Consider the following 17,808-nt stretch of genomic DNA (forward strand, 5'->3'; position numbering starts at 1 on the left):
CACTAGCTCGGCGGTGTCAGCGGCGGAATCCGCAGCCGAGCCGCCCGCAGAGCCCGCCGCCGCAGCGCCGCAGCCAGCATCCGACGCTCCGCCCCCGCAGTCACCCGCCCACCGTCCCGGCTCGCCTTGGCCACCGTCGGCAGCAGCGCACGCACCGACTGGTCCGCCGCGCTCAACCGCCGCAGCACCGCCTTCGTCGCCTCATCCGCCGTGTCCTCGTTGCGCAGCAACAGAACCCGCGCGTACTGCGCGACCCGGCGCAGTTCGAACTCGGCCACCGCCTCCAGCTCAGCAGCCAGCGCGGGGTCGATGTCGGCGCCGTTGGCCAGCTTCACCAGGGCCAGGCCGGACGGCAGGTCCTTGTCCAGCCGTTCGTCCTGCCTGCCGGTGACGTTGGTGGAGTGCTGGCGGTAGGAGTGCAGGGGGCGGTCGATGAACTCGATTCGGCCGTTGACCAGGGCGGTCGCGGCGAACCAGTGGTCGTGGAAGGCCGAGGGGGTGCCGGGGGGCATCGGCAGGGCGCGGTTGAACACCAGGTCGGCGCGGATCAGGGCGGAGGCGCCGGTGACGGTGTTGAGCAGCAGCAACGACTCCAGGTCGTCCTGGTGGTTGACGCGGTTGAGCCAGAACGAGTCGGCGAGGTGGTTGTCGTGTTCGTCGATCAGGCGCATGTCGGCGTAGACGAGTTGCACCTCGGGGTCGGTCATGGGGGCGAGCAGTGAGCTGAGCTTGTCCTCGTGCCAGACGTCGTCCTGGTCGCAGGGGGCGATGGCGTCGGCGTCGGCGGGGGCGAGTTCGGCGGCTCGGCCGAAGTTGGCGTAGAAGCCGACGTTGTCCTCGTTGACCACCAGGGCGAACCTCGGGTCGTCCTGGACGAGGGCGCGGACCTCCGCCAGGGTGTCCTCTGTGGACCCGTCGTCGCAGAGGACGCAGAACCAGTTGGTGTGCTGCTGGGCGCGGATCGAATCCAGTTGGGCGGCGAGGAACTTGATGTCCGGTTCGTACAGCGCCAGGCACACGGCGACCTTCGGACCGGTGCCGGTCCAGTGGCCGACCAGCCGTTCCCGGCTGCTGCCCGGGCGCACCGGCAGCGGCGGCAGGTCGCGGTGCAGGACCGTGCCGTCGGTCAGCTCCACCGCCATCGACAGCGGCACCTCGCGCGCCGCCGCGGTCCGGACGGCCAGCCGCGCGTGCACACCGCTGCCCTCGGGGGCGCGGACCCCCGCCGCGTGCAGTGCCGCCGACACGTCCGGCCTGCTCAGCCCGTACTCCGCGGTGACCTCCGCGCCGTCGGCGGTGAACCGCACCGCGCGCACGCCGACCGCGGCGTGCACCACCCACCCGGTCAGCTCGACGACCTGACCGCGCCCCACCGGCACCGGTTCGGCCGGGACCGGGACGTCGAAGTGCAGGCCGGACTCCCGGGCCCCCGCCGCGGCCCGCCGGTAACGGGTGGCCAGGCCCGCGCTCACCACGGGCGACTTGGCGCCGACCCGGCGCAGCACGCCGTCCGACTCCTCCCCGGGGCGGCCCAGCGCCAGGTCGCGCACCCCGCGGGCCACGCGGGCGGCGGGCCACAGCGTGCGGTGCGCGCGGCGCACCAGCTTCGAGTTCTCCAACGCCGCCAACCGCAGCGCGGTCCGGGTCAACCGGTCCGACAGCGACGCCGCGGTGTGCTCGGCCCGCTCCGCCGCGCGGGCGGCCTCGGCGGCGGACTCCCAGGCGGCCCCGGCCTCGGCCACCGCACCGGCGACCTCCTCGAAGGCCAGCGCCAACCGGTCGTCCATGGTGTCCAGCGCCGAGTTCGCCGACGCCAGCGCGTGCTCGGTCAGCGCGAGCCGATCGGCCAGCTCGGCCTGCTCGGCCCGCACCCGCGCCAGGTCCCGCTCGCGGTCCTCGATCACGCCCTGAGCGGCGGCGACGGCCAGGTCCGCCCGGTACCGGCGCTCGCGGTCGGCGCGCAGCTCGGCCAGGCCGCCGGGGATGCGCCACAGCGGTTCCGGTGGCACCGCGTGCGCGCTGGCGGCCAGTTCCTCGGCGATGCCCGAGGCGTCCCGGCCGTAGACGGCCTCCTGCAGGCTCGCCTCGGCGGCGAGGAGTTCGTCCCACCGCCGGTCCCGCGCCCCGGTCAACCCGACCAGGTCGCACAGGCCCGCCAGCACCTCGTGCACGGTCCGCGCCGACCGCCACGGGTGCTCGGCGGCGCTGCCGACGATCTCCCTGGCGAACTCCACCAGCGCGCGCAGCAGCACCAGCTCCGCGTCGACGCCCGCACCGGCCCGCCACTCGTCGTCGACGAGGGTCAGCACACCGTCCGCGCCGACGATCAGGTTGCCGGGGTGGGCGTCGAGCCGGTCCGCGGGCAGCACCGGCACCCCGGCGCGGCCGGGCAGGAACGGGTGCCTCGGGTGCGCGTCGGTCAGGTCCTCCGCGCCCTGGGCGCAGTGCTCGCGCCAGGCCACCAGCAGCGTGCGGGCCTGGTCGAGGTCACCGGCGCGCAGCGCGTCGAGCACCAGCGCGTCCATGCCCCGGCCGGGGACCAGCGGTTCGGCGGCCACCACGCGCTGCCGCAGCCACCCCGCCGCACCGCCCTCGCCGCGCACGGTGCGCAGGGTCAGGTCCCCGTCGAGCAGCCGGGACCGCCGCCACAGCGGCAGCCGGGGGTTCGCGGGCAGCCACGCCAGACCCGCCTCGACGCCCCGGGCGAGCGCCTCCGCGTCGCGGGCGGCGAAGACCACGTACCCCGGCGCGACCGCCGCGCCGGAGCCGTTCGCCACCGCCAGCCGGTGCGGGTGCCGGGCGGGCACCAGCGGGTCGACCGCCGCCGCGCTGCCCTGCACCGGGTTGCGCACCAGCTTGTCGACCAGCTCGGCGGCGTCCGGGCGGTCGAACGCGGACTCGTCGAGCAGCACCCTCGGCAGGACCTCGTCCGGGTAGGCCATCAGCGTGCGCCGCGCGGTCAGCCCGGCGGCGGCCAGCGACTCGGCCACCGCCGACCGCGACCACGCCCCCGGCCGGGCGGGCGCGCCCAGCACGTGCGCCAACCCCAGTTCGTTGCCGAACACCAGCACGGCCAGCCCGCCGGGGGCCAGCAGGTCGGCGATCCGCTCGTCCGGGCCGTCGGCCAGCACCAGGTCCCAGGTGCCGTCGAGGACCTCGGCGCCACCGACCACGACCCCCGTCAGGTCCCGGCAGCGCTCCCGCGCCACCGCGGCCATCCCGGCGTCCGGCTCGTACCCGGTGACCACCAGCCCGGCCTCGGCCAGCGCCCGCAGGAACGCCCCGGACCCGCAGCCCAGGTGCAGGGCCCGCGTCCCGGCGCGCAGCCGCAGCGGGTCCAGCACCCCCAGCCGGGCCGGGGAGAAGTGCTCAGCCGCTTCCCACGACCGCACCCCGACCGCCAACTCCGACGACCCCGCTGAGACGTCGGTGGCGGCGCGCAGCACCGCCAGCAGCGCGTTGCTGTGCTCAGTCATCCCTGCCGTCAGTTCCCTAGGCCGCGGGCGGGAACTTCTTGACCTGGTCGGCCACGATCTTGTCGAACGCCTCCTTGGCCGCTGCCTGGTCGGGGCCGTAGGCCTCGATCTGCAGGACCACGCCGTCGGCGATGTAGAAGCCGCGGAAGCTGGCGCGCTGGCCGGGGGCCGGGTCGGGCAGCGCGCGGCCGAGGACGCCGTCGGGCAGCCCGCTCAGCTCGGTGTGGTTGTGGTTGGCGAAGTAGCCGTCGAGGGCGGTCAGCAGCACCTTGGGGTCCGCCCCCGCGGCGGGCGTGAACGACCACACCGCGCGGACGAGGTCGCTCTCCTTGGTGACGTACATGCCGACGTTCGTCACGCCCTGGGCCTTGAGGAACGCGGCCTCGGCCTCGGTCGGGACCTTGCCCTTGACCGCGGTGTCGATGGTGATGTTCTGGTTGTCCAGCTCGGTTCCGTCCAGCACGACGAACGGCCCCTTGGGCAGTTTCGGGCCGGTCGGGGTGGCCGGGGCGGTGCTCGACGCCGCGGGCGGGTTCTGGCCCCCGGGGTCGGCGGTGTCCGAGCCACCGGGTTTGAATAGGAAGAACGCCGTGATGCCCGCGGCCACCAGGACCACCACGGCGGCGATGATGGCGATCTTCTTGCCCTTGCCGCCGCCCCCGGACTCGGTGAAGATCTCCGGGCCCTGCCGGGGCCAGCTCTGCGCCGAGCCGAAGTCCGGCGGCAGGCCGTCGTCGTTCATCCACGGCGGCGGGCTCTGACCCTGGTTCTGCTGCGGCCGGGCGGTTTCCCAGGCGGGGCGCGGCTGCGGCGGCGGGAAGTGCGGCTGCCCGCCCATGCCCTGCGGCACGCCGTGGGGGCCGGTGTTCGGGCCGGTGTTCATGGTGCGGCCGGGCACGACCTGGGTCCGCTCGCCCGCGTCCCCGCCGTTGCCACCGGGGTTGCCCGGGTTGCCGCCCATGGCGCTGCCGGGGACCACCTGGGTGCGCTCGGCGGACTCGTTGCCACCCGCCTGCTGCGGCGGCGGCTGCTGCCCGGGGACCACCTGGGTGCGCTCGGTGGTGCCCGGCTGCTGCTGCGGTGGGGTCGGGAAGCCGCCGGAGACCGGAGCGACGATCTGCGTCGACTCCATCGCGTTCGGCGGGGGCGGGGTCGGTTGGGGTGGGGTGGGTTGGGCCGGGGCAGGCTGGGCCGGGGCGGCTTGGGCCGGGGTCGCCGGTTGCCCGCCCTGGTTCTGGCCCGCAGCCTCGACCATCACGCGGTCGCGGCGCTGGCGGTACTCGTCGGCGGTCAACTCACCCGCCACCAGCGCGCTGTCGAGCTTCCGCAGCTCGTCTTGCCAGGACATGCAAATGCCTCCAACCGCGTCAGGACGCGCTCATTGTGCCTAAGTCGCATGACGTCCTGCGGTGCGGTCGCCAAATGGATACGTGCGGGAAAGGATCAGGTCACCGGCAGGGTCTTGCCGACGGTCTCCACCAAAGTCCGCAGTTGCTCGTCCAGCACCGCCGGATCACCGGACGGCGACTGCAGAACGCTCACCTGCACCGTCCAGGTGCCTGCGGTGTAGACCGCTCTGGCCAGGGACGACTTCGGTCCCTGGGTGCCGACGGCGCGCGCGGCGGGGGGCAGGCCCTCAACCTCCTTGTCGGCGAAGCTGAGTTTGCGGTTGGCGTCGAGCACCCCCGTGGTCGTCGTCGCCGCGGCGGCGGCGTCCGAATTGGGGAACGCCTGGACCAGGTAGGCGGTCGTCCCCTCGTACGAACCGACGTACGTGACGGCGTTCACCCCCACCGCGGACAGCAGGCCGACCTCGCGGGCGCTGAACACGTTCGCCGACTGCGCCTGCGACAGGCTCATGGTGCCGCTGCGCGGGTCCGGCGTGCCGGGCAGCGTGATCGTCGCCGGGTCACCGACCTGGACCGCGGGCGGGGCGGCCTGCTGCCGGTCGCCGGGGTCGCCGGAGAAGGCCAGCCACCACACCAGCCCCGCGATCACGACCAGCGCACCGAGCGCGACCAGTACCCGGTTGCGGTTGCCCCCGGTCCCGTCCGCCGCGACGGCGAAGACCTCGTGGCCCTGCATCGGGGTGTCGCGGGGCAGGGTGACCATCGGCGGCAGCGACGCGTGCGGCCCGCCTGGTCCGACTGGTCCGCCTGGTCCGGGCGGCTGCCCCGCGGCGGTCACGACGGCCCGCTGGATCACCTGCGTGCTGCCCACGTCGCCGATCACCTGGGTGGTGTCGGCGTCGGGCTTCGGCGGGTCGGCGGGCTGCTCCGGTTGCGCCGCGGGGGGTTCCGGCTTCGTCAGGGCGGGCTCGGCACCGCCCGGCCGCGCCGGTTCCGCCGCGGAACCCTCCCCCGGAGCCCGGGGCCCGGCGTCGGGCTTCCCGGCCGGGACCGGCTTCTCGGCGGGCCCCGCCGGGGGAACCGGCGGCTTGTCCTGGTTCGCGGGCGGCTTGTCGGGGCCTGCCGTGGATGGCCGCGCCTGATCGGCCGCGTTCGGGGTCCGGTCCGAATCTACCGAGGTCTTGTCCGCGGCCCCACCCGAGGTCGCGGCGGGTGGCTGTGCCGAGCCCGCCGGTGCGCCCGCCGTATCCGGGTTCTGCGCCGGGTTCGCCGGGACCTCGTCCGTGACCCGCCTCCCGGTCGGGCCTGCGGCGGGCGGCTGAGCCGGACCTGCCACCGGCCGAATCGGGTTCGCCGATGACGGGGCCGAGCCCGCCACCGGTTGGGTGGGCTCCACCGATGGCTGAGCCTGCTGCGCCGATGACTGGGCCTGCTGCGCCGATGACTGGGCCTGCTGCGCCGATGACTGGGCCTGCTGCGCCGATGACTGGGCCTGCTGCGCCGATGGCTGAGCCTGCTGCGCCGATGGCTGAGCCTGCTGCGCCGATGACTGGGCCTGCTGCGCCGTTGGTCGGGCTTGGTCCGCCGGAGCCTGCGCCTGCCCCGCCACGGGCTGCGCCGGGTTCGCCGAGGGTCGGGGTGGCCCTGCCATCGGCCGGGCCTGCTCCGGCGTCGGTCGGGGAGGTCCCGCCACCGGCTGGATCGGATTCGTCGGGGACTGGGCCTGTCCCGCCACCGGCGGGGTCGGGTTCACCGGGGGTACCGGGAACCGGGGCGGACCCGCGACGGGGCCGGGCGGGCGGGCCGGTCCCGGGGGCGGCTGCGGGCCGCGGCGGTCCACGGGGATGGCACGCTCCTCGACGGTCCTGGTGGAGCCGACCGCGGTCGGGCGCTTGGACTGCGCGGGCGCGGGTGAGGTCGACGCCGCGATCAGGATCTCGTCGCGGCGCTTGCGGTACTCGGCGAGGGTGACCGCGTCCTTGGTCAGCGCCTCGTCCAGCTTGCGCAGATCGTCTTGCCAGGTCATCGGTTCCCCGTTCCGGCTGGAGCTCTGTCGAATCGTGCCACCCGCACCGTCATCCCGGCGCGCCTTCCCCGTATTCGGCGACGGACCGTGATCCGCCGAACACCCCGTGCACCAGGGCCAAACCCATGTCGGCGACGGTGTGGCACACCCGCAGCAACAACCCCACCGCGGTTGCGGCCACCACCCCGAGCGCCGGCCCCAGCACCAGCACCAGCACCGCCTCCCGCGCGCCCAGCCCGGCCGGGGCGAAGACCACGACCAGCCCGACCAGCCAGCTCAGGGCGAACCCGCTGGTCGCCAGCCCGCCGAGTCGGGCGGTCGCGCCGGTGAACGGTGCCGCCGCCAGCAGCCCGGCCGCACCGTAGGCCAGCCAGGCCGGGACCATCCACCCCATCGGCCGCAGCAGCGCCGACCAGGTCAGCGCGGGCAGCCCGCTGTCCTTGCCGAGCCTGCGCACGATGGCGGTGACCACCGACGGGTGCAGCAGCGGCAGGACCAGCACCGCGGCCAGCCCCGCCCAGCCGTACCCGGAGAGCAGCCCCCGGTCGGCGAACAGCAACCCGGCGGACACCACCACCGAGGTCACCACGTGCACGGCCAGGAACACCGCACCCGCCACCAGCGCCGAGCGGGCGGGCACACCGTACCGGCGGGCGAACCGGGCCTGCGCCAGGAGTGGCCACACCGCGCCCGGCAGGTACTTGCCCACCTGGGCCGGGAAGAAGATCGTGCGGGCGGCGGCCCAGCCCACCCGGTGGCCCAGCGCGTCCAGGCACCGCCGCCACACCTGCGCCGTCGCCAGCAGCCCGAGCACCACCAGCGCGAACGCGCCCGCCGCCCGCCACCAGCCGATGGTGCCGATGGCCGCGCCCAGGGCGGGCAGGTCCTCGCGCAGCGCCCAGCCCGCGACCCCCACGGCCAGCAGCACGAACCCCACGGCCAGCACATCGGCCGCGCGGACGCGTCTGCCCGCCCCCTCAGCCACGGCTGATCAACCCGGTCGTCGTCGGGTAGGGCAGCGCCGGGGTGCCACCGCGCAGGTACTCCACGCGGGTGCCCGGGGTGGTCGTGGCCTCGGCGTAGCGCTTGCGGCGGATGTTGTCGAAGACGACCACCCCACCCGGTGCGAGGTGGTCCAGGGCGCGGCGGAAACACTCCACCCTGGCCCGGCCGTCCACCACGACCAGGTCGAACTCACCGCCGACCGCGTCGATGGTGGCCGCGTACGCGCCGAAGTCCAGGTGCTCGTGCCCGGCCCGCTCGGACCGGACCACCGTCGAGGCGTCGGCCGGGGTGGCGGGCACCGCGTGCAGGGTCACGTGCGGCGCGTCGGCCAGCAGCGCCCGCACGTGCCCGGCGAACCCGGCGTCGTGCTCCACGCTGTGCACCTCGGCGGCGCGGCGGGCCAGCCACGCCGTGCTCGCCCCGGCGCCGAACTCGAACACCCGCGGCGCGTCCCGGCCCGCCAGGAACCGCTCGACCCGGGCCATCGCCGGGTAGCTCCACCAGGCCAGGTCCAGCCCGGCGAGGTCCACGACGTCGTGCACGGCGAACAGGGTGCGCAGGTGGCGGGCGGTGTGCGCGTCGCTGCCGCCGAGCCGGTCGAGCAGCCCGGTCCGGTCGGCGAGCCTGCGCGCGGCACGGACCCCGCCGACGTAGGCGCCGCGCAGCCCGCTCATCGGCTGTCCGTCCGCTCGGACACCAGCTCGCGCACCTCGTCGCGCCGGGCGGTGCGGTGCAGCAGGATCTCCGCGATCAACCCGAACGACACCATCTGCACGCCCAGGATCACCAGCAGCACGCCCAGGTTGAGCAGCGGTCGGGTGCCGATCGGGTCGGCGGTGAACAGCCACACGCCGGTCAGGTAGAGCAGCACCAGGAAGCCGGCGGCGCCGAACAGGAACCCGATCCCGCCGAACAGGTGCGCGGGCCTGCGGCCGTACTTGGTGATCGTCACGACCGTCATCAGGTCGATCGCGCCGCGCACGTACCGCTCCAGCCCGTACTTCGACACCCCGTGCGCCCGGGCCCGGTGGTTCACCCCCAGCTCGCTCACCTTGTAGCCCTGCTGGTGGGCCAGCGCCGGGATGTAGCGGTGCAGCTCCCCGTAGAGCGGCACCCGGCGGTAGACCTCGGTGTCAGCAGCCTTGAGCCCGCAGTTGTGGTCCTTGAGCGGCAGCCCGGTGATCACCCCGGCCACCTTGTTGAACACCTTCGACGGCAGCCGCTTCGACAGCGGGTCCTTGCGGTCCACCTTGTGCCCGCTGACCAGGTCGACCCCGGTGTCCAGCTCGGCCAGCAGCCGCGGCACCTCGGCCGGGTCGTCCTGGAGATCGGCGTCCATGGTGACCACCCGGCGCCCGCGCGCCTCGGACACCGCCGCGGCCAGCGCCGCCGCCTTGCCGAAGTTGCGCCGCATCCGCACCGCGCGCACCGCGGGCCTGGTCGCGGCCAACTCGCACATGATCTTCCAGGAGCCGTCGGTGCTGCCGTCGTCGACGAAGATCAGCTCGTAGTCGACGCCGCGCAGCGCCGCCGCGACCTCGTCGGCCAGCGCCGTCAGCGTGGCCTCCTCGTCCTTGGCCGGGACGAGCACACTCACCTCGGTCACCGCTCACCCCCACTTTCCGGTTCGGTGGGCATCCACAGCATCCGCCCGCTCGCGCGGACGAACACGACCCTGGTCTGTTCCGCCGCCGTCGGCCCCACCACCGCGAACCCGGTGTGGTTGGACAGCCAGTTCAGCTCCGCGCGCACGTCGGTCCGGATCTGGTCGACCATCCCGCCGCCGACCACCACGCCCGCGCCGTCGACCACGATCGCGCAGCGGATCGGGTCACCGACGCCGCTGGCCCAACCGCGCACGACCACGGCGCCCGCGAGCTCGGTGCTCTCCTCGACGAAGCCGGACGGGTCCTGCTTGCGGCTCTTGTCCGCCGCCGCCACCCGCTCGGCGGAGCCCACGTCGACCCGGTCACCCAGTTCGGGGCCGCCGCAGCCGAGGGTGAAGTCCGGGGTGAAGGGGTAGTGGCCGATCCGGGGGAGCAGTTCCCGCATCTCCTTCCCCTCCGGCATGGTGGTCGGGTAGGCATCGGTCAGGCCCGCCCGCAGGGCGATCGCCTGCAGCGGCACCTCGCGCATCTCGTTGCGCAGGTTGATCGCCGTCGGCACGCCCAGCGCGAACCCGAGGGTTCCCGCCGCGACCGCCGCCACCGCCACCCGCGGGGTGTTCGCCCACGACCGCCGCACCAGCACCGACCCCGCGATCACCAGCAGCGGCACCGCCATCAGCACCGACTGCGAGGTGTAGCGGCTGCTCAACCCGTAGTCGGGGCCGAAGTCGATCCGCGCGACGCCGATCATCGCGCAGGCCAGCAGCGCGTGCAGGGCCAGTGCCCACCACACCCGCAGTTCCGGCGCCCGCGCGCTCCGGGTGGTCAGCAGCAGTCCGTACCCGACCAGCACCGCCATGCCTGCGACAACGGCCATCCCCGCGTTGTTCGCCGTCCACAGGTGACCGACGGCGGACAGGAACGTGTACAGCGCCTGGCTCGGGTCGCTGCCCGGCGCCTGGTCCGCCCCCGCCCCGGGGTACGCGATCTTCCAGACGACGAAGACCGCGGCCAGGACGACCAGCGGCACCACCCGCTTCCACAGGGCCTCCCGGCGCACCCAGGCGAACCAGGCCAGCGCCACCCACACCGGGAAGGCGGTGCCGTAGGACAGGCAGGCCACCACCCCGACCACCCACGAGCCCACCCACCAGCCCCGCCTGGCCAGCAGCAGGGTCAGCACGACCAGCAGGTTCGCCGTCAGCCAGGCCATGCCGCTCATCGACCGGACGAAGTTGTGCAGCCCGTGCGGGCTGAACAGCAGCGCCGACGCGGCCACCACCAGCCCGGCCCGCGCCACCGGGGGCAACGACCTCGGCAGCGCCGCCCGCAACGCCAGCACCGTGAGCACGACCACGGCGACGACCACGCAGCCCAGCGTCCGGTTGTCGCCGTGGGCGACCAGCACGTTCAGCCAGTAGAACAGTGCGGGCAGGGCCACTGGGTGCTCGTTGCGCAACACGAAGAACCCGCCGACGTCCAGCGAGGCGTCCGGGTTGTAGAAGTTGAGCAGGATCGTCCAGTAGTCCAGGAACTGCAGGTGCGGCCCGTTCAGCACGTCGAGCAGGGTCGCGGCGATCGGGAGGAGGGCGAGCAGTTCGAGCGCCCACAACCAACGCGCAGACCGGGCGGCCCCCGTCGTCGGAGGGACTTCAGCGGTTTCGGTCACGGGTGGCGGATCGCTTTCGTGTTCGACTGACACTTTCGGGTGCGAAGCGCAGTCTAGGGAGGGCAACCGCGCGTGTGTTCGGAACGGTCAGTGCCGGTCGCGGGCGCGGGTTACTGTGCTCGGGTGACGGATCAGGCACCCGCCCCGAAATTGCCCCCCGTGCACGAGGCGTGGTTGCCGAGGGAGCACCCGCTGCACCGCCCCCGGCACGGCGCCCGGCAGAAGCTCGCCGTCATCAGCGCCCTGGTCTTCTTCGCCGCCCCCACCCTGCTGTACGTGGTCGGGGTGCGGCCCGCGGAGATCGAGAACCACCCGCTCGCCTCGTTCCCCAGCGTCGGCGACGGCTGGGGCTTCTTCCGCGGCTTCGACGCCTGGGCCACCGACAACCTGTCCTTCCGCCCGGCCGCCATCACCGCCGCCGACGGGGTCAGCCGCGGCGTGTTCGGGGAACCACCCACCTTCGGCGACGAACCCGACACCGGCCCACTCGGCACCGGTGCCACCCCGGCCCCGCCGCCCGACCGGCAGCCGGAGCAGCCCGGCCAGGGCCCGGCGCGGGCCGCGGACGTGTCGGTCGTCGAGGGCACCGACGGCTGGCTGTACCTCGACGCCGACATGACGGCCAAGTGCAAGCCGAGCAGGCCCTTCGCCGAAACGGTCGGCCTGCTCAAGGAGCTCGAGGAGGCGGTGGAGACCTCCGGCCGCGAGTTCGTCCTGCTCGTCGCCCCGGACAAGTCGACGATGGTCCCCGAACACCTGCCGCCCAACTACCCGAACAAGGAGTGCGCCGACGCGGCCCGCACCGAACTGTGGAAGCAGGTCGACGCCGCGGGTGGCGTCGACCTGCGCGGGGAGTTGCAGTCCGTCGCCAAGGGCCTGGGCCGCCCCGCCTACTTCAAGCTCGACACCCACTGGACCGACGAGGGCGCCATGGCCATGGTCCGCCGCACCGCCGAGGCCGTCCAACCCGGTGTCACGGCCACCTGGACCACCCGGCCGGGGGCGAAGTTCTCCATCCCCGCGGACCTCCCCGGCATCCAGGGCAAGCGCGGAAACCGCGAGGGCACCCTCTACTCCCTGCGCCCCGACGGCACCACCGACCGCACCCAGGCCCCCCGCACCGACCTGTCCACCCCCTTCCACCGCCAGTCCGACCCCACCGAGGGCACGATCGACGACCCCACCCTCTTCCTCGGCGATTCGTTCACCGGCGTCTCCGTGCCCTACCTGTCGGCAATATTCACGGACGTCACGGTGTTGAGCTACCTGAGCAGCGTCAAACGCCCCACCGCCACCATCAACGAGATCGCCGACCACGAGGTGGTCGTCTTCGAGATCGTGGAACGAGCCCTCGCGGTGGGCGGCGGCACCTGGCTCACCGACGACTTCATCAACCGCGTGCGGACCGAACTGGCAAAACGCCCCATCCGCCGCTGAACAGGTACTTTGGAGGCATGGTGTTCTTCGGACGCGACAAGAGCCGACTGGTGACCGCCGACCAGGCCCTCCCCGGCCGCGCCACCCCCCTGGTGGTGTCGACCAACCACACGGTCCACCCCGACCACCGCCAGGTCCCCCCGTTCCCCGAGGGCCTGGAGACGGCCGTCGTCGCCATGGGCTGCTTCTGGGGCCCGGAACGGGTCTTCTGGCAGCTCCCCGGCGTCTACTCCACCGCCGTCGGCTACACCGGCGGCACCACGCAGAACCCGACGTACGAAGAGGTGTGCAGCGGCCTCACCGGCCACACCGAGGCCGTCCAGGTCGTGTACGACCCCAAGGTGATCACCTACGCCGACCTGCTCAAGGTCTTCTGGGAAGGCCACGACCCCACCCAGGGCATGCGCCAGGGCAACGACATGGGCACCCAGTACCGCTCGGGGCTGTACTACCTCAACGCGGAGCAGAAGACCGCGGCGGAGGAGAGCCTGACCGCCTACCAGCAGTCCCTGTCGAAGGCGGGCTACGGCCAGATCACCACGGAGGTCGCCGCGGCGGGTCCCTTCTACTACGCCGAGGACTACCACCAGCAGTACCTTTCCGACCAGAAGAACCCGAACGGCTACTGCGGCATGGGCGGAACGGGCGTCTCCTGCCCGATCGGCCTCGGAGTCCGCGAGGGCTGACCGGCGCGAAGCGTAATCCTTGATCACTTGTAGTATCCAAGGGTGAGTTCGGTGGCTTTGGGCCAGTGGCAGACGACGCGGTCCACCAGCATTGAAAATCTGTTTCAGGCGCATGGGGCGGTCGGTGGATCCGCTGTTGGCAGGCGCTGGGCCACCGAGGAGTTGAATCATGCGCTCGTGTTGCGTCTGGCCAGTGAGTTCCAAGGTTTCTGCCGAGACCTGCATGACGAGGCAGTGGACGTCATTGTTGGTATCGTTCCAGGTGGGCCTCCTGTGCAACGCGTGTTCTCGGCAGCTTTCAGAGCCGCTCGGAAGCTTGATCGGGGCAACGCGGAGCCGGGGGGCCTTGGTACTGACTTTGCCTTGTTCGGGGTTGAGTTGTGGCCCGCTCTCCGTACCCGATACCCCAGCAGGGGGGCGGAGTGGAGTGCCAAGCTGACCTCGTTGAACAAGGCGCGCAATGCCCTGGCTCATGATGACCAGGCGAAGCTTGCCGCGGTTGTCGCAGATGGTTGGCCACTGACCCTGACGTCTGTCCGGCGGTGGCGGGGTGCTCTGGACGGTTTGGCGGTTGGCATGGACCATGTACTGGCAAGCCACCTGAGACTGCTGATCGGAACCGCACCGTGGTGAGAGGAGTTCAGATGCCGCAGAGGCCCCCCGCTCCGGGCGATCGTGTCCTGGTTCCTTTCGGGTTCACTGAACTGGAGGGAGAAGTCCTGCGCACCTCCATCGGTCACAGAGGTTTGACTGTCACCGTCGCGGTAGAGGTCGAGGGTGCTGACCACCCGATCGTCAACAACTACCCAGTGTCGGAGGTCACGGCCACGTCAGCCGCTTGATGGGAGTTGACCTGGCTCAAGAGCTACCTGTTCGGCGACAGGACTACCACCAGCAGTACCTCTCGCCGCAGAAGAACCCCCACGGCTACTGCGGCATGGGCGGCACCGGCGTCGCCTGCCCGGTCGGCCTCGGGGTCCGCGAGGGCTAGTCGGTTTGCTCGGGGTGGGGTGGTCGGACGCTCGGTGGGGACGATTCACGTGTTCGCCCGGGCGGTCTGGGAGAGCTGTTCCCAGCCCTTCGCTGCTTCGGTGGTGGCGAACCTGGCTTCCCAGCCGCCCGGGCGTTGGGGCGGGGCGACGCGATCGCCGCGTTCGGCGGGACAGGTCAGTGATCCACCGGTGCGGGGACCTCGCCGAGGGGGCCGGTGAGCTTGGCGCGCAGGTCGGGGTCGACGTGGATGGCCGCTGTGCTGCGCCACTCGGTGACTGTCTGTTCGAGGACAGACCAGTGCCCCAGTTCGGCGGACGCTTGGAAGGCGCGGACGAAATCATGTGCGAACTGGAGCCGGTCTTCCTGCGGGAGCACATCGGCCCAGGGGAACTCGTCGAGCAACGCCGTGGTCACGACGTCCTGCGGCAGGCGCGGTAGGACAGCGCGCAGGGCCCGCGCCGCGGTCACCGAACCCGCGGATGCGGAGCGTGAGCTGTCTTCGCGGGTGAGCAGCAGGGCCGCCCCATCCCGGCGCCGGACAAGCACCTCGCCCTGATCGGCGAGTGCGGCGACGCCCTTCGGGTCGCGTTGCAGCTCGCTCCACTGCACTTCGGTCGCCATGCGTTGATTCTGAACTTCTTCTGGGCGGCACCGGCGTGGCGTGCCCCGTCGGCCTCGGAGTCCGTGAGGGCTGAGGGCTACTTCCCGTAGTGGTACCGGCAGGCGGCGATGCGGACCTCGTCGCCTGCCAGTTTGTAGACCAGGCGGTGTTCGTCGGTGACGCGGCGGGACCAGTAGCCCTGGAAGCCGTGCTTGAGGGGTTCGGGTTTGCCGAGCCCCTCGTTCCCGTTGCGGACGATGTCCTTGATCAATTCGTTGATCCGCTTGAGGACCTTCCGGTCCTCGGACTGCCACCAGCCGTAGTCCTGCCAGGCGAGTTCGTCCCAGGTCAGCTTCATTCCGCCAAGTCGTGCTGTGCGCCGCCGCCGGACTCCAGTCGCTCGATCGCCGTGATCAGCCGCCGTGCGTTCTCCGGGCTGCGGAGCAGGTAGGCGGTCTCCTTGAGCGACTGGTAGTCGTCCAGGGACACGATGACGACCGGTTCGTGGCCCGCACGCGTGATCACGACCTCCTCGCGGTCGTTGACCACGGAGTCGAGGGTCTCGGCGTACTTCGCGCGAGACTCGGAGTAGCTCATGGTCTTCACCAGCACCCTCCCTTCGACGTACAAGATAATGTACGTCGAAGGCTGCGCGAGGGCAAGGGGTGCGCCTGGGGTGGCCTGTGTCCGCGTGGGCTCAGTGGTCCACCGGGGCGGGGTCCTCGCCGGGGGCCGCTGAGCGTGGAGGTGGCTCGGACGCGGCTCCGCCGGTGGGGGTCGCCGTAAGATCTTGGTGGTGGATCGGCGCAAGCGGTTCGGGGTGCACTACACCCCTGCCGCGTTGGCTCGGTTTGTTGCCGGGCGGGTGGTGGCGCGGGTCGGTGGGCGGGTTCGGGTGCTCGACCCGGCCTGTGGGGACGGGGAATTGCTCGCCGCGGTGGGGGAGTTGGTCGAGGCGGAGCTGGTGGGGTTCGACCTGGACCCGGAGGCGGTGGCGGCGGCGCGGGGGCGGTTGCCGGGGGCCGAGATCGCGGTGGGGGACTTCACCGAGGTGGGGGAGGCGCTGCCCGCGGGTTCGTTCGACGTCGTGATCACCAATCCGCCCTACGTGCGGACCCAGGTGCTCGGTGGGGAGAACACCCGGCGGTTGGCGGCGCGGTTCGGGTTGCGGGGGCGGATCGACCTGACCCACCCCTTCGTCGCGATGGTGCCGCGGTTGCTCAAGCCCGGTGGGGTGTTCGGGTTGCTGTGCAGCAACCGCTTCCTGAGCACCAAGGCGGGTGCCAACGTGCGGGGGCTGCTCAGCGAACGGCTCTCCGTGCGGGAGGTGTACGACCTCGGGGACACCAAGCTCTTCGAGGCGGCGGTCCTGCCCGCGGTCGTGGTGGCGACCAACGACCGGGAGCACCGGACGGCCCGCTACGCCAGCGCCTACCAGGTGGAGCGCGGGGCGCCCGCCGGTGACCTCTTCGCCGCCTTCACCTCCGACTCCTCCTCCACCGTCTCCGTGCGGGGGCGGTCCTTCGCCGTGGAGGTGGGCACGCTCGGGCGGTCGGGGCCGGAGGACCCGTGGCGGTTGAGCACCCCGGAGCGGGAGCGGCGCAGCACCTCCGTGCGGGCTCGGACGTGGAAGACGCTGGGGGAGTTGGCGAAGATCCGGGTGGGCATCAAGACCACCGCCGACCAGGTGTTCATCGGCGACCACTGGGACGCCCTGCCCGCCGACCGGGTGCCGGAGGCCGCGCTCCTGCGGCCGTTGCTCACGCACGCGGACGTGCGCCAGTGGACGGCGCCGGGGCCTGCCCGCGTCCGGGTGCTCTACCCGTACCTCGACCTCCCGACCCGCAAGCCGGTGGACCTGGCCCTGCACCCGCGGGCCGCGGCGTACCTGGCTTCGCACCGGGAGCGGTTGGAGGGCAGGCGGTACGTGGCGGCGGCGGGGCGGGAGTGGTTCGAGATCTGGGTACCGCACCGGCCTTCGCTGTGGCGGGTGCCGAAGATCGTGTTCCCGGACATCAGCCCGGAGCCGCGGTTCGCCGTGGACCGCAGCGGGGCGGTGGTGAACGGGGACTGCTACTGGATCAGCGTGCCCGAGTTGGGTGGTGACGACCTCGCCCACCTCGTGCTCGGGGTGGCCAACTCCGCGTTCGGGACCCGGTTCTACGACGAGGTGTGCGGCAACCGCCTCTACGCGGGGCGGCGGCGGTGGATCACCCAGTACGTGGCGCGGCTGCCGGTGCCGCACCCCGACTCGGCGGCGGCGCGGGAGATCGTTGCCGCCGCCAGGGGGTTGGCCGGGGGTGACCCGTCGCTGCTGCCCCGGTTGGAGCGGGCGGTGGAGCGGGCATTCGAGTAGGGCTACTCATGACAGGGGCGCGCGGGCCGCGCAGCATTCAGGCATGAGCAGCGACACCAAGGCCCCGTCCTCGCCCACCACCGGCGCGTTCTTCGCCCAGGCCGCCCTGTCCTTCGGGATCGCGCTGGTCGCCACCACCGTCGGCATCGCCGTCCTGCCCGTCGACCCGTGGGTGCGCGCCTTCCTGGCCATCGGCGCCCTCTACACCGTGACCTCGGCGTTCACCCTGGCCAAGGTCATCCGGGACCGGCAGGAGGACACCGCCGTCGCCGCCAGGATCGACCGCGCCCGCATGGAGAAGCTGATGGCCGAACACGACCCCTTCCGCACCCCCGGCACCTGACCCACCCACCGCACCCGCACCCCACCACCACACCCGCACCCCACCCACCACACCCGCACCTCGACCACGCTGGTTCAGGAACCGAACGCACCGTGGGGGTCTGGGGGTTCGACCCCCAGGTACGACGAAGGGTCGACCCCGTTCGCGCTTTCTGCGAACAAGGTCGACCCAGTCGACCGAGCGGATGACGAGACTCGAACTCGCGACCCTCACCTTGGCAAGGTGATGCGCTACCAGCTGCGCTACATCCGCGTGCCCCG

The 17,808-nt window shown here is 72.6% G+C and carries 15 protein-coding genes, 1 tRNA gene and 1 pseudogene; 6 read left to right on the forward strand and 11 right to left on the reverse strand.

The window, feature by feature from the left end:
* Positions 1–2: 2 nt before the first annotated feature.
* The 7 genes from DFQ13_RS18680 to DFQ13_RS18710 all read right to left on the reverse strand — a co-directional run bounded on the left by DFQ13_RS18680 (position 3) and on the right by DFQ13_RS18710 (position 11,075).
* On the reverse strand, positions 3–3,476 hold the full coding sequence (locus DFQ13_RS18680; protein WP_110080718.1) for a glycosyltransferase: 3,474 nt from the start codon (positions 3,474–3,476) through the stop codon (positions 3–5).
* A 16-nt stretch (positions 3,477–3,492) separates the two neighbouring features.
* The gene (locus DFQ13_RS18685) at positions 3,493–4,824 is read right to left on the reverse strand and encodes an SHOCT domain-containing protein (RefSeq protein WP_110080719.1); all 1,332 of its coding nucleotides are present in this window, start codon (positions 4,822–4,824) and stop codon (positions 3,493–3,495) included.
* Between the two features lie 95 nt (positions 4,825–4,919).
* A complete protein-coding gene (locus DFQ13_RS18690; protein WP_146241272.1) occupies positions 4,920–6,851 on the reverse strand; it encodes a hypothetical protein in 1,932 nt (643 codons plus the stop codon).
* Between the two features lie 49 nt (positions 6,852–6,900).
* Positions 6,901–7,836 carry a lysylphosphatidylglycerol synthase domain-containing protein gene (locus DFQ13_RS18695; protein ID WP_110080721.1) on the reverse strand — a complete coding sequence of 312 codons (936 nt, stop codon included), beginning with the start codon at positions 7,834–7,836 and terminating at the stop codon, positions 6,901–6,903.
* Positions 7,829–8,530 (reverse strand): class I SAM-dependent methyltransferase, encoded by a 702-nt coding sequence (locus tag DFQ13_RS18700; protein WP_110080722.1) that lies wholly within the window; start codon positions 8,528–8,530, stop codon positions 7,829–7,831. The genes DFQ13_RS18695 and DFQ13_RS18700 overlap by 8 nt, the downstream gene beginning before the upstream one ends.
* Positions 8,527–9,462, reverse strand: a complete 936-nt coding sequence (locus tag DFQ13_RS18705) for a glycosyltransferase family 2 protein (RefSeq protein ID WP_110080723.1) — start codon at positions 9,460–9,462, stop codon at positions 8,527–8,529. Before DFQ13_RS18705 ends, DFQ13_RS18700 begins: the two co-directional genes overlap by 4 nt.
* Positions 9,459–11,075 (reverse strand): hypothetical protein, encoded by a 1,617-nt coding sequence (locus DFQ13_RS18710; protein ID WP_110080724.1) that lies wholly within the window; start codon positions 11,073–11,075, stop codon positions 9,459–9,461. The genes DFQ13_RS18705 and DFQ13_RS18710 overlap by 4 nt, the downstream gene beginning before the upstream one ends.
* 180 nt (positions 11,076–11,255) lie before the next feature.
* Between DFQ13_RS18710 and DFQ13_RS18715 the strand changes: the two genes are divergently transcribed.
* The 4 genes and pseudogenes from DFQ13_RS18715 to DFQ13_RS18725 all read left to right on the forward strand — a co-directional run.
* On the forward strand, positions 11,256–12,569 hold the full coding sequence (locus DFQ13_RS18715; protein WP_110080725.1) for an alginate O-acetyltransferase AlgX-related protein: 1,314 nt from the start codon (positions 11,256–11,258) through the stop codon (positions 12,567–12,569).
* A 17-nt stretch (positions 12,570–12,586) separates the two neighbouring features.
* On the forward strand, positions 12,587–13,255 hold the full coding sequence (gene msrA / locus DFQ13_RS18720; RefSeq protein WP_110080726.1) for a peptide-methionine (S)-S-oxide reductase MsrA: 669 nt from the start codon (positions 12,587–12,589) through the stop codon (positions 13,253–13,255).
* A 42-nt stretch (positions 13,256–13,297) separates the two neighbouring features.
* Entirely contained in the window at positions 13,298–13,888 is a 591-nt protein-coding gene (locus tag DFQ13_RS33180; protein ID WP_146241273.1) for a hypothetical protein, read from the forward strand.
* 247 nt (positions 13,889–14,135) lie between these two features.
* A pseudogene (locus DFQ13_RS18725) lies at positions 14,136–14,246 on the forward strand (peptide-methionine (S)-S-oxide reductase MsrA); the annotation flags it as partial.
* A gap of 176 nt (positions 14,247–14,422) precedes the next feature.
* Here the strand turns inward: DFQ13_RS18725 and DFQ13_RS18730 are convergent.
* The 3 genes from DFQ13_RS18730 to DFQ13_RS18740 form a co-directional block, all read right to left on the reverse strand.
* A complete protein-coding gene (locus tag DFQ13_RS18730; protein WP_110080727.1) occupies positions 14,423–14,869 on the reverse strand; it encodes a hypothetical protein in 447 nt (148 codons plus the stop codon).
* 77 nt (positions 14,870–14,946) lie between these two features.
* The gene (locus DFQ13_RS18735; RefSeq protein ID WP_110080728.1) at positions 14,947–15,207 is read right to left on the reverse strand and encodes a Txe/YoeB family addiction module toxin; all 261 of its coding nucleotides are present in this window, start codon (positions 15,205–15,207) and stop codon (positions 14,947–14,949) included.
* Positions 15,204–15,446, reverse strand: a complete 243-nt coding sequence (locus tag DFQ13_RS18740; RefSeq protein WP_233427811.1) for a type II toxin-antitoxin system Phd/YefM family antitoxin — start codon at positions 15,444–15,446, stop codon at positions 15,204–15,206. Before DFQ13_RS18740 ends, DFQ13_RS18735 begins: the two co-directional genes overlap by 4 nt.
* Before the next feature lie 199 nt (positions 15,447–15,645).
* Here DFQ13_RS18740 and DFQ13_RS18745 point away from each other — a divergent pair, with 199 nt between their 5' ends.
* Together DFQ13_RS18745 and DFQ13_RS18750 are read left to right on the forward strand one after the other, a co-directional pair.
* Positions 15,646–17,205 (forward strand): Eco57I restriction-modification methylase domain-containing protein, encoded by a 1,560-nt coding sequence (locus tag DFQ13_RS18745; protein WP_219994506.1) that lies wholly within the window; start codon positions 15,646–15,648, stop codon positions 17,203–17,205.
* 43 nt (positions 17,206–17,248) lie between these two features.
* Complete coding sequence (locus DFQ13_RS18750; RefSeq protein WP_035286229.1) at positions 17,249–17,548, forward strand: YiaA/YiaB family inner membrane protein; 300 nt, start codon at positions 17,249–17,251, stop codon at positions 17,546–17,548.
* 179 nt (positions 17,549–17,727) lie between these two features.
* On the opposite strand, the gene DFQ13_RS18755 is transcribed toward DFQ13_RS18750, so the two are convergent.
* Positions 17,728–17,800: transfer RNA gene (locus DFQ13_RS18755), tRNA-Gly, on the reverse strand.
* Between the last annotated feature and the right edge of the window lie 8 nt (positions 17,801–17,808).

This window comes from Actinokineospora spheciospongiae (genome assembly GCF_003182415.1).
Lineage (GTDB): Bacteria > Actinomycetota > Actinomycetes > Mycobacteriales > Pseudonocardiaceae > Actinokineospora > Actinokineospora spheciospongiae.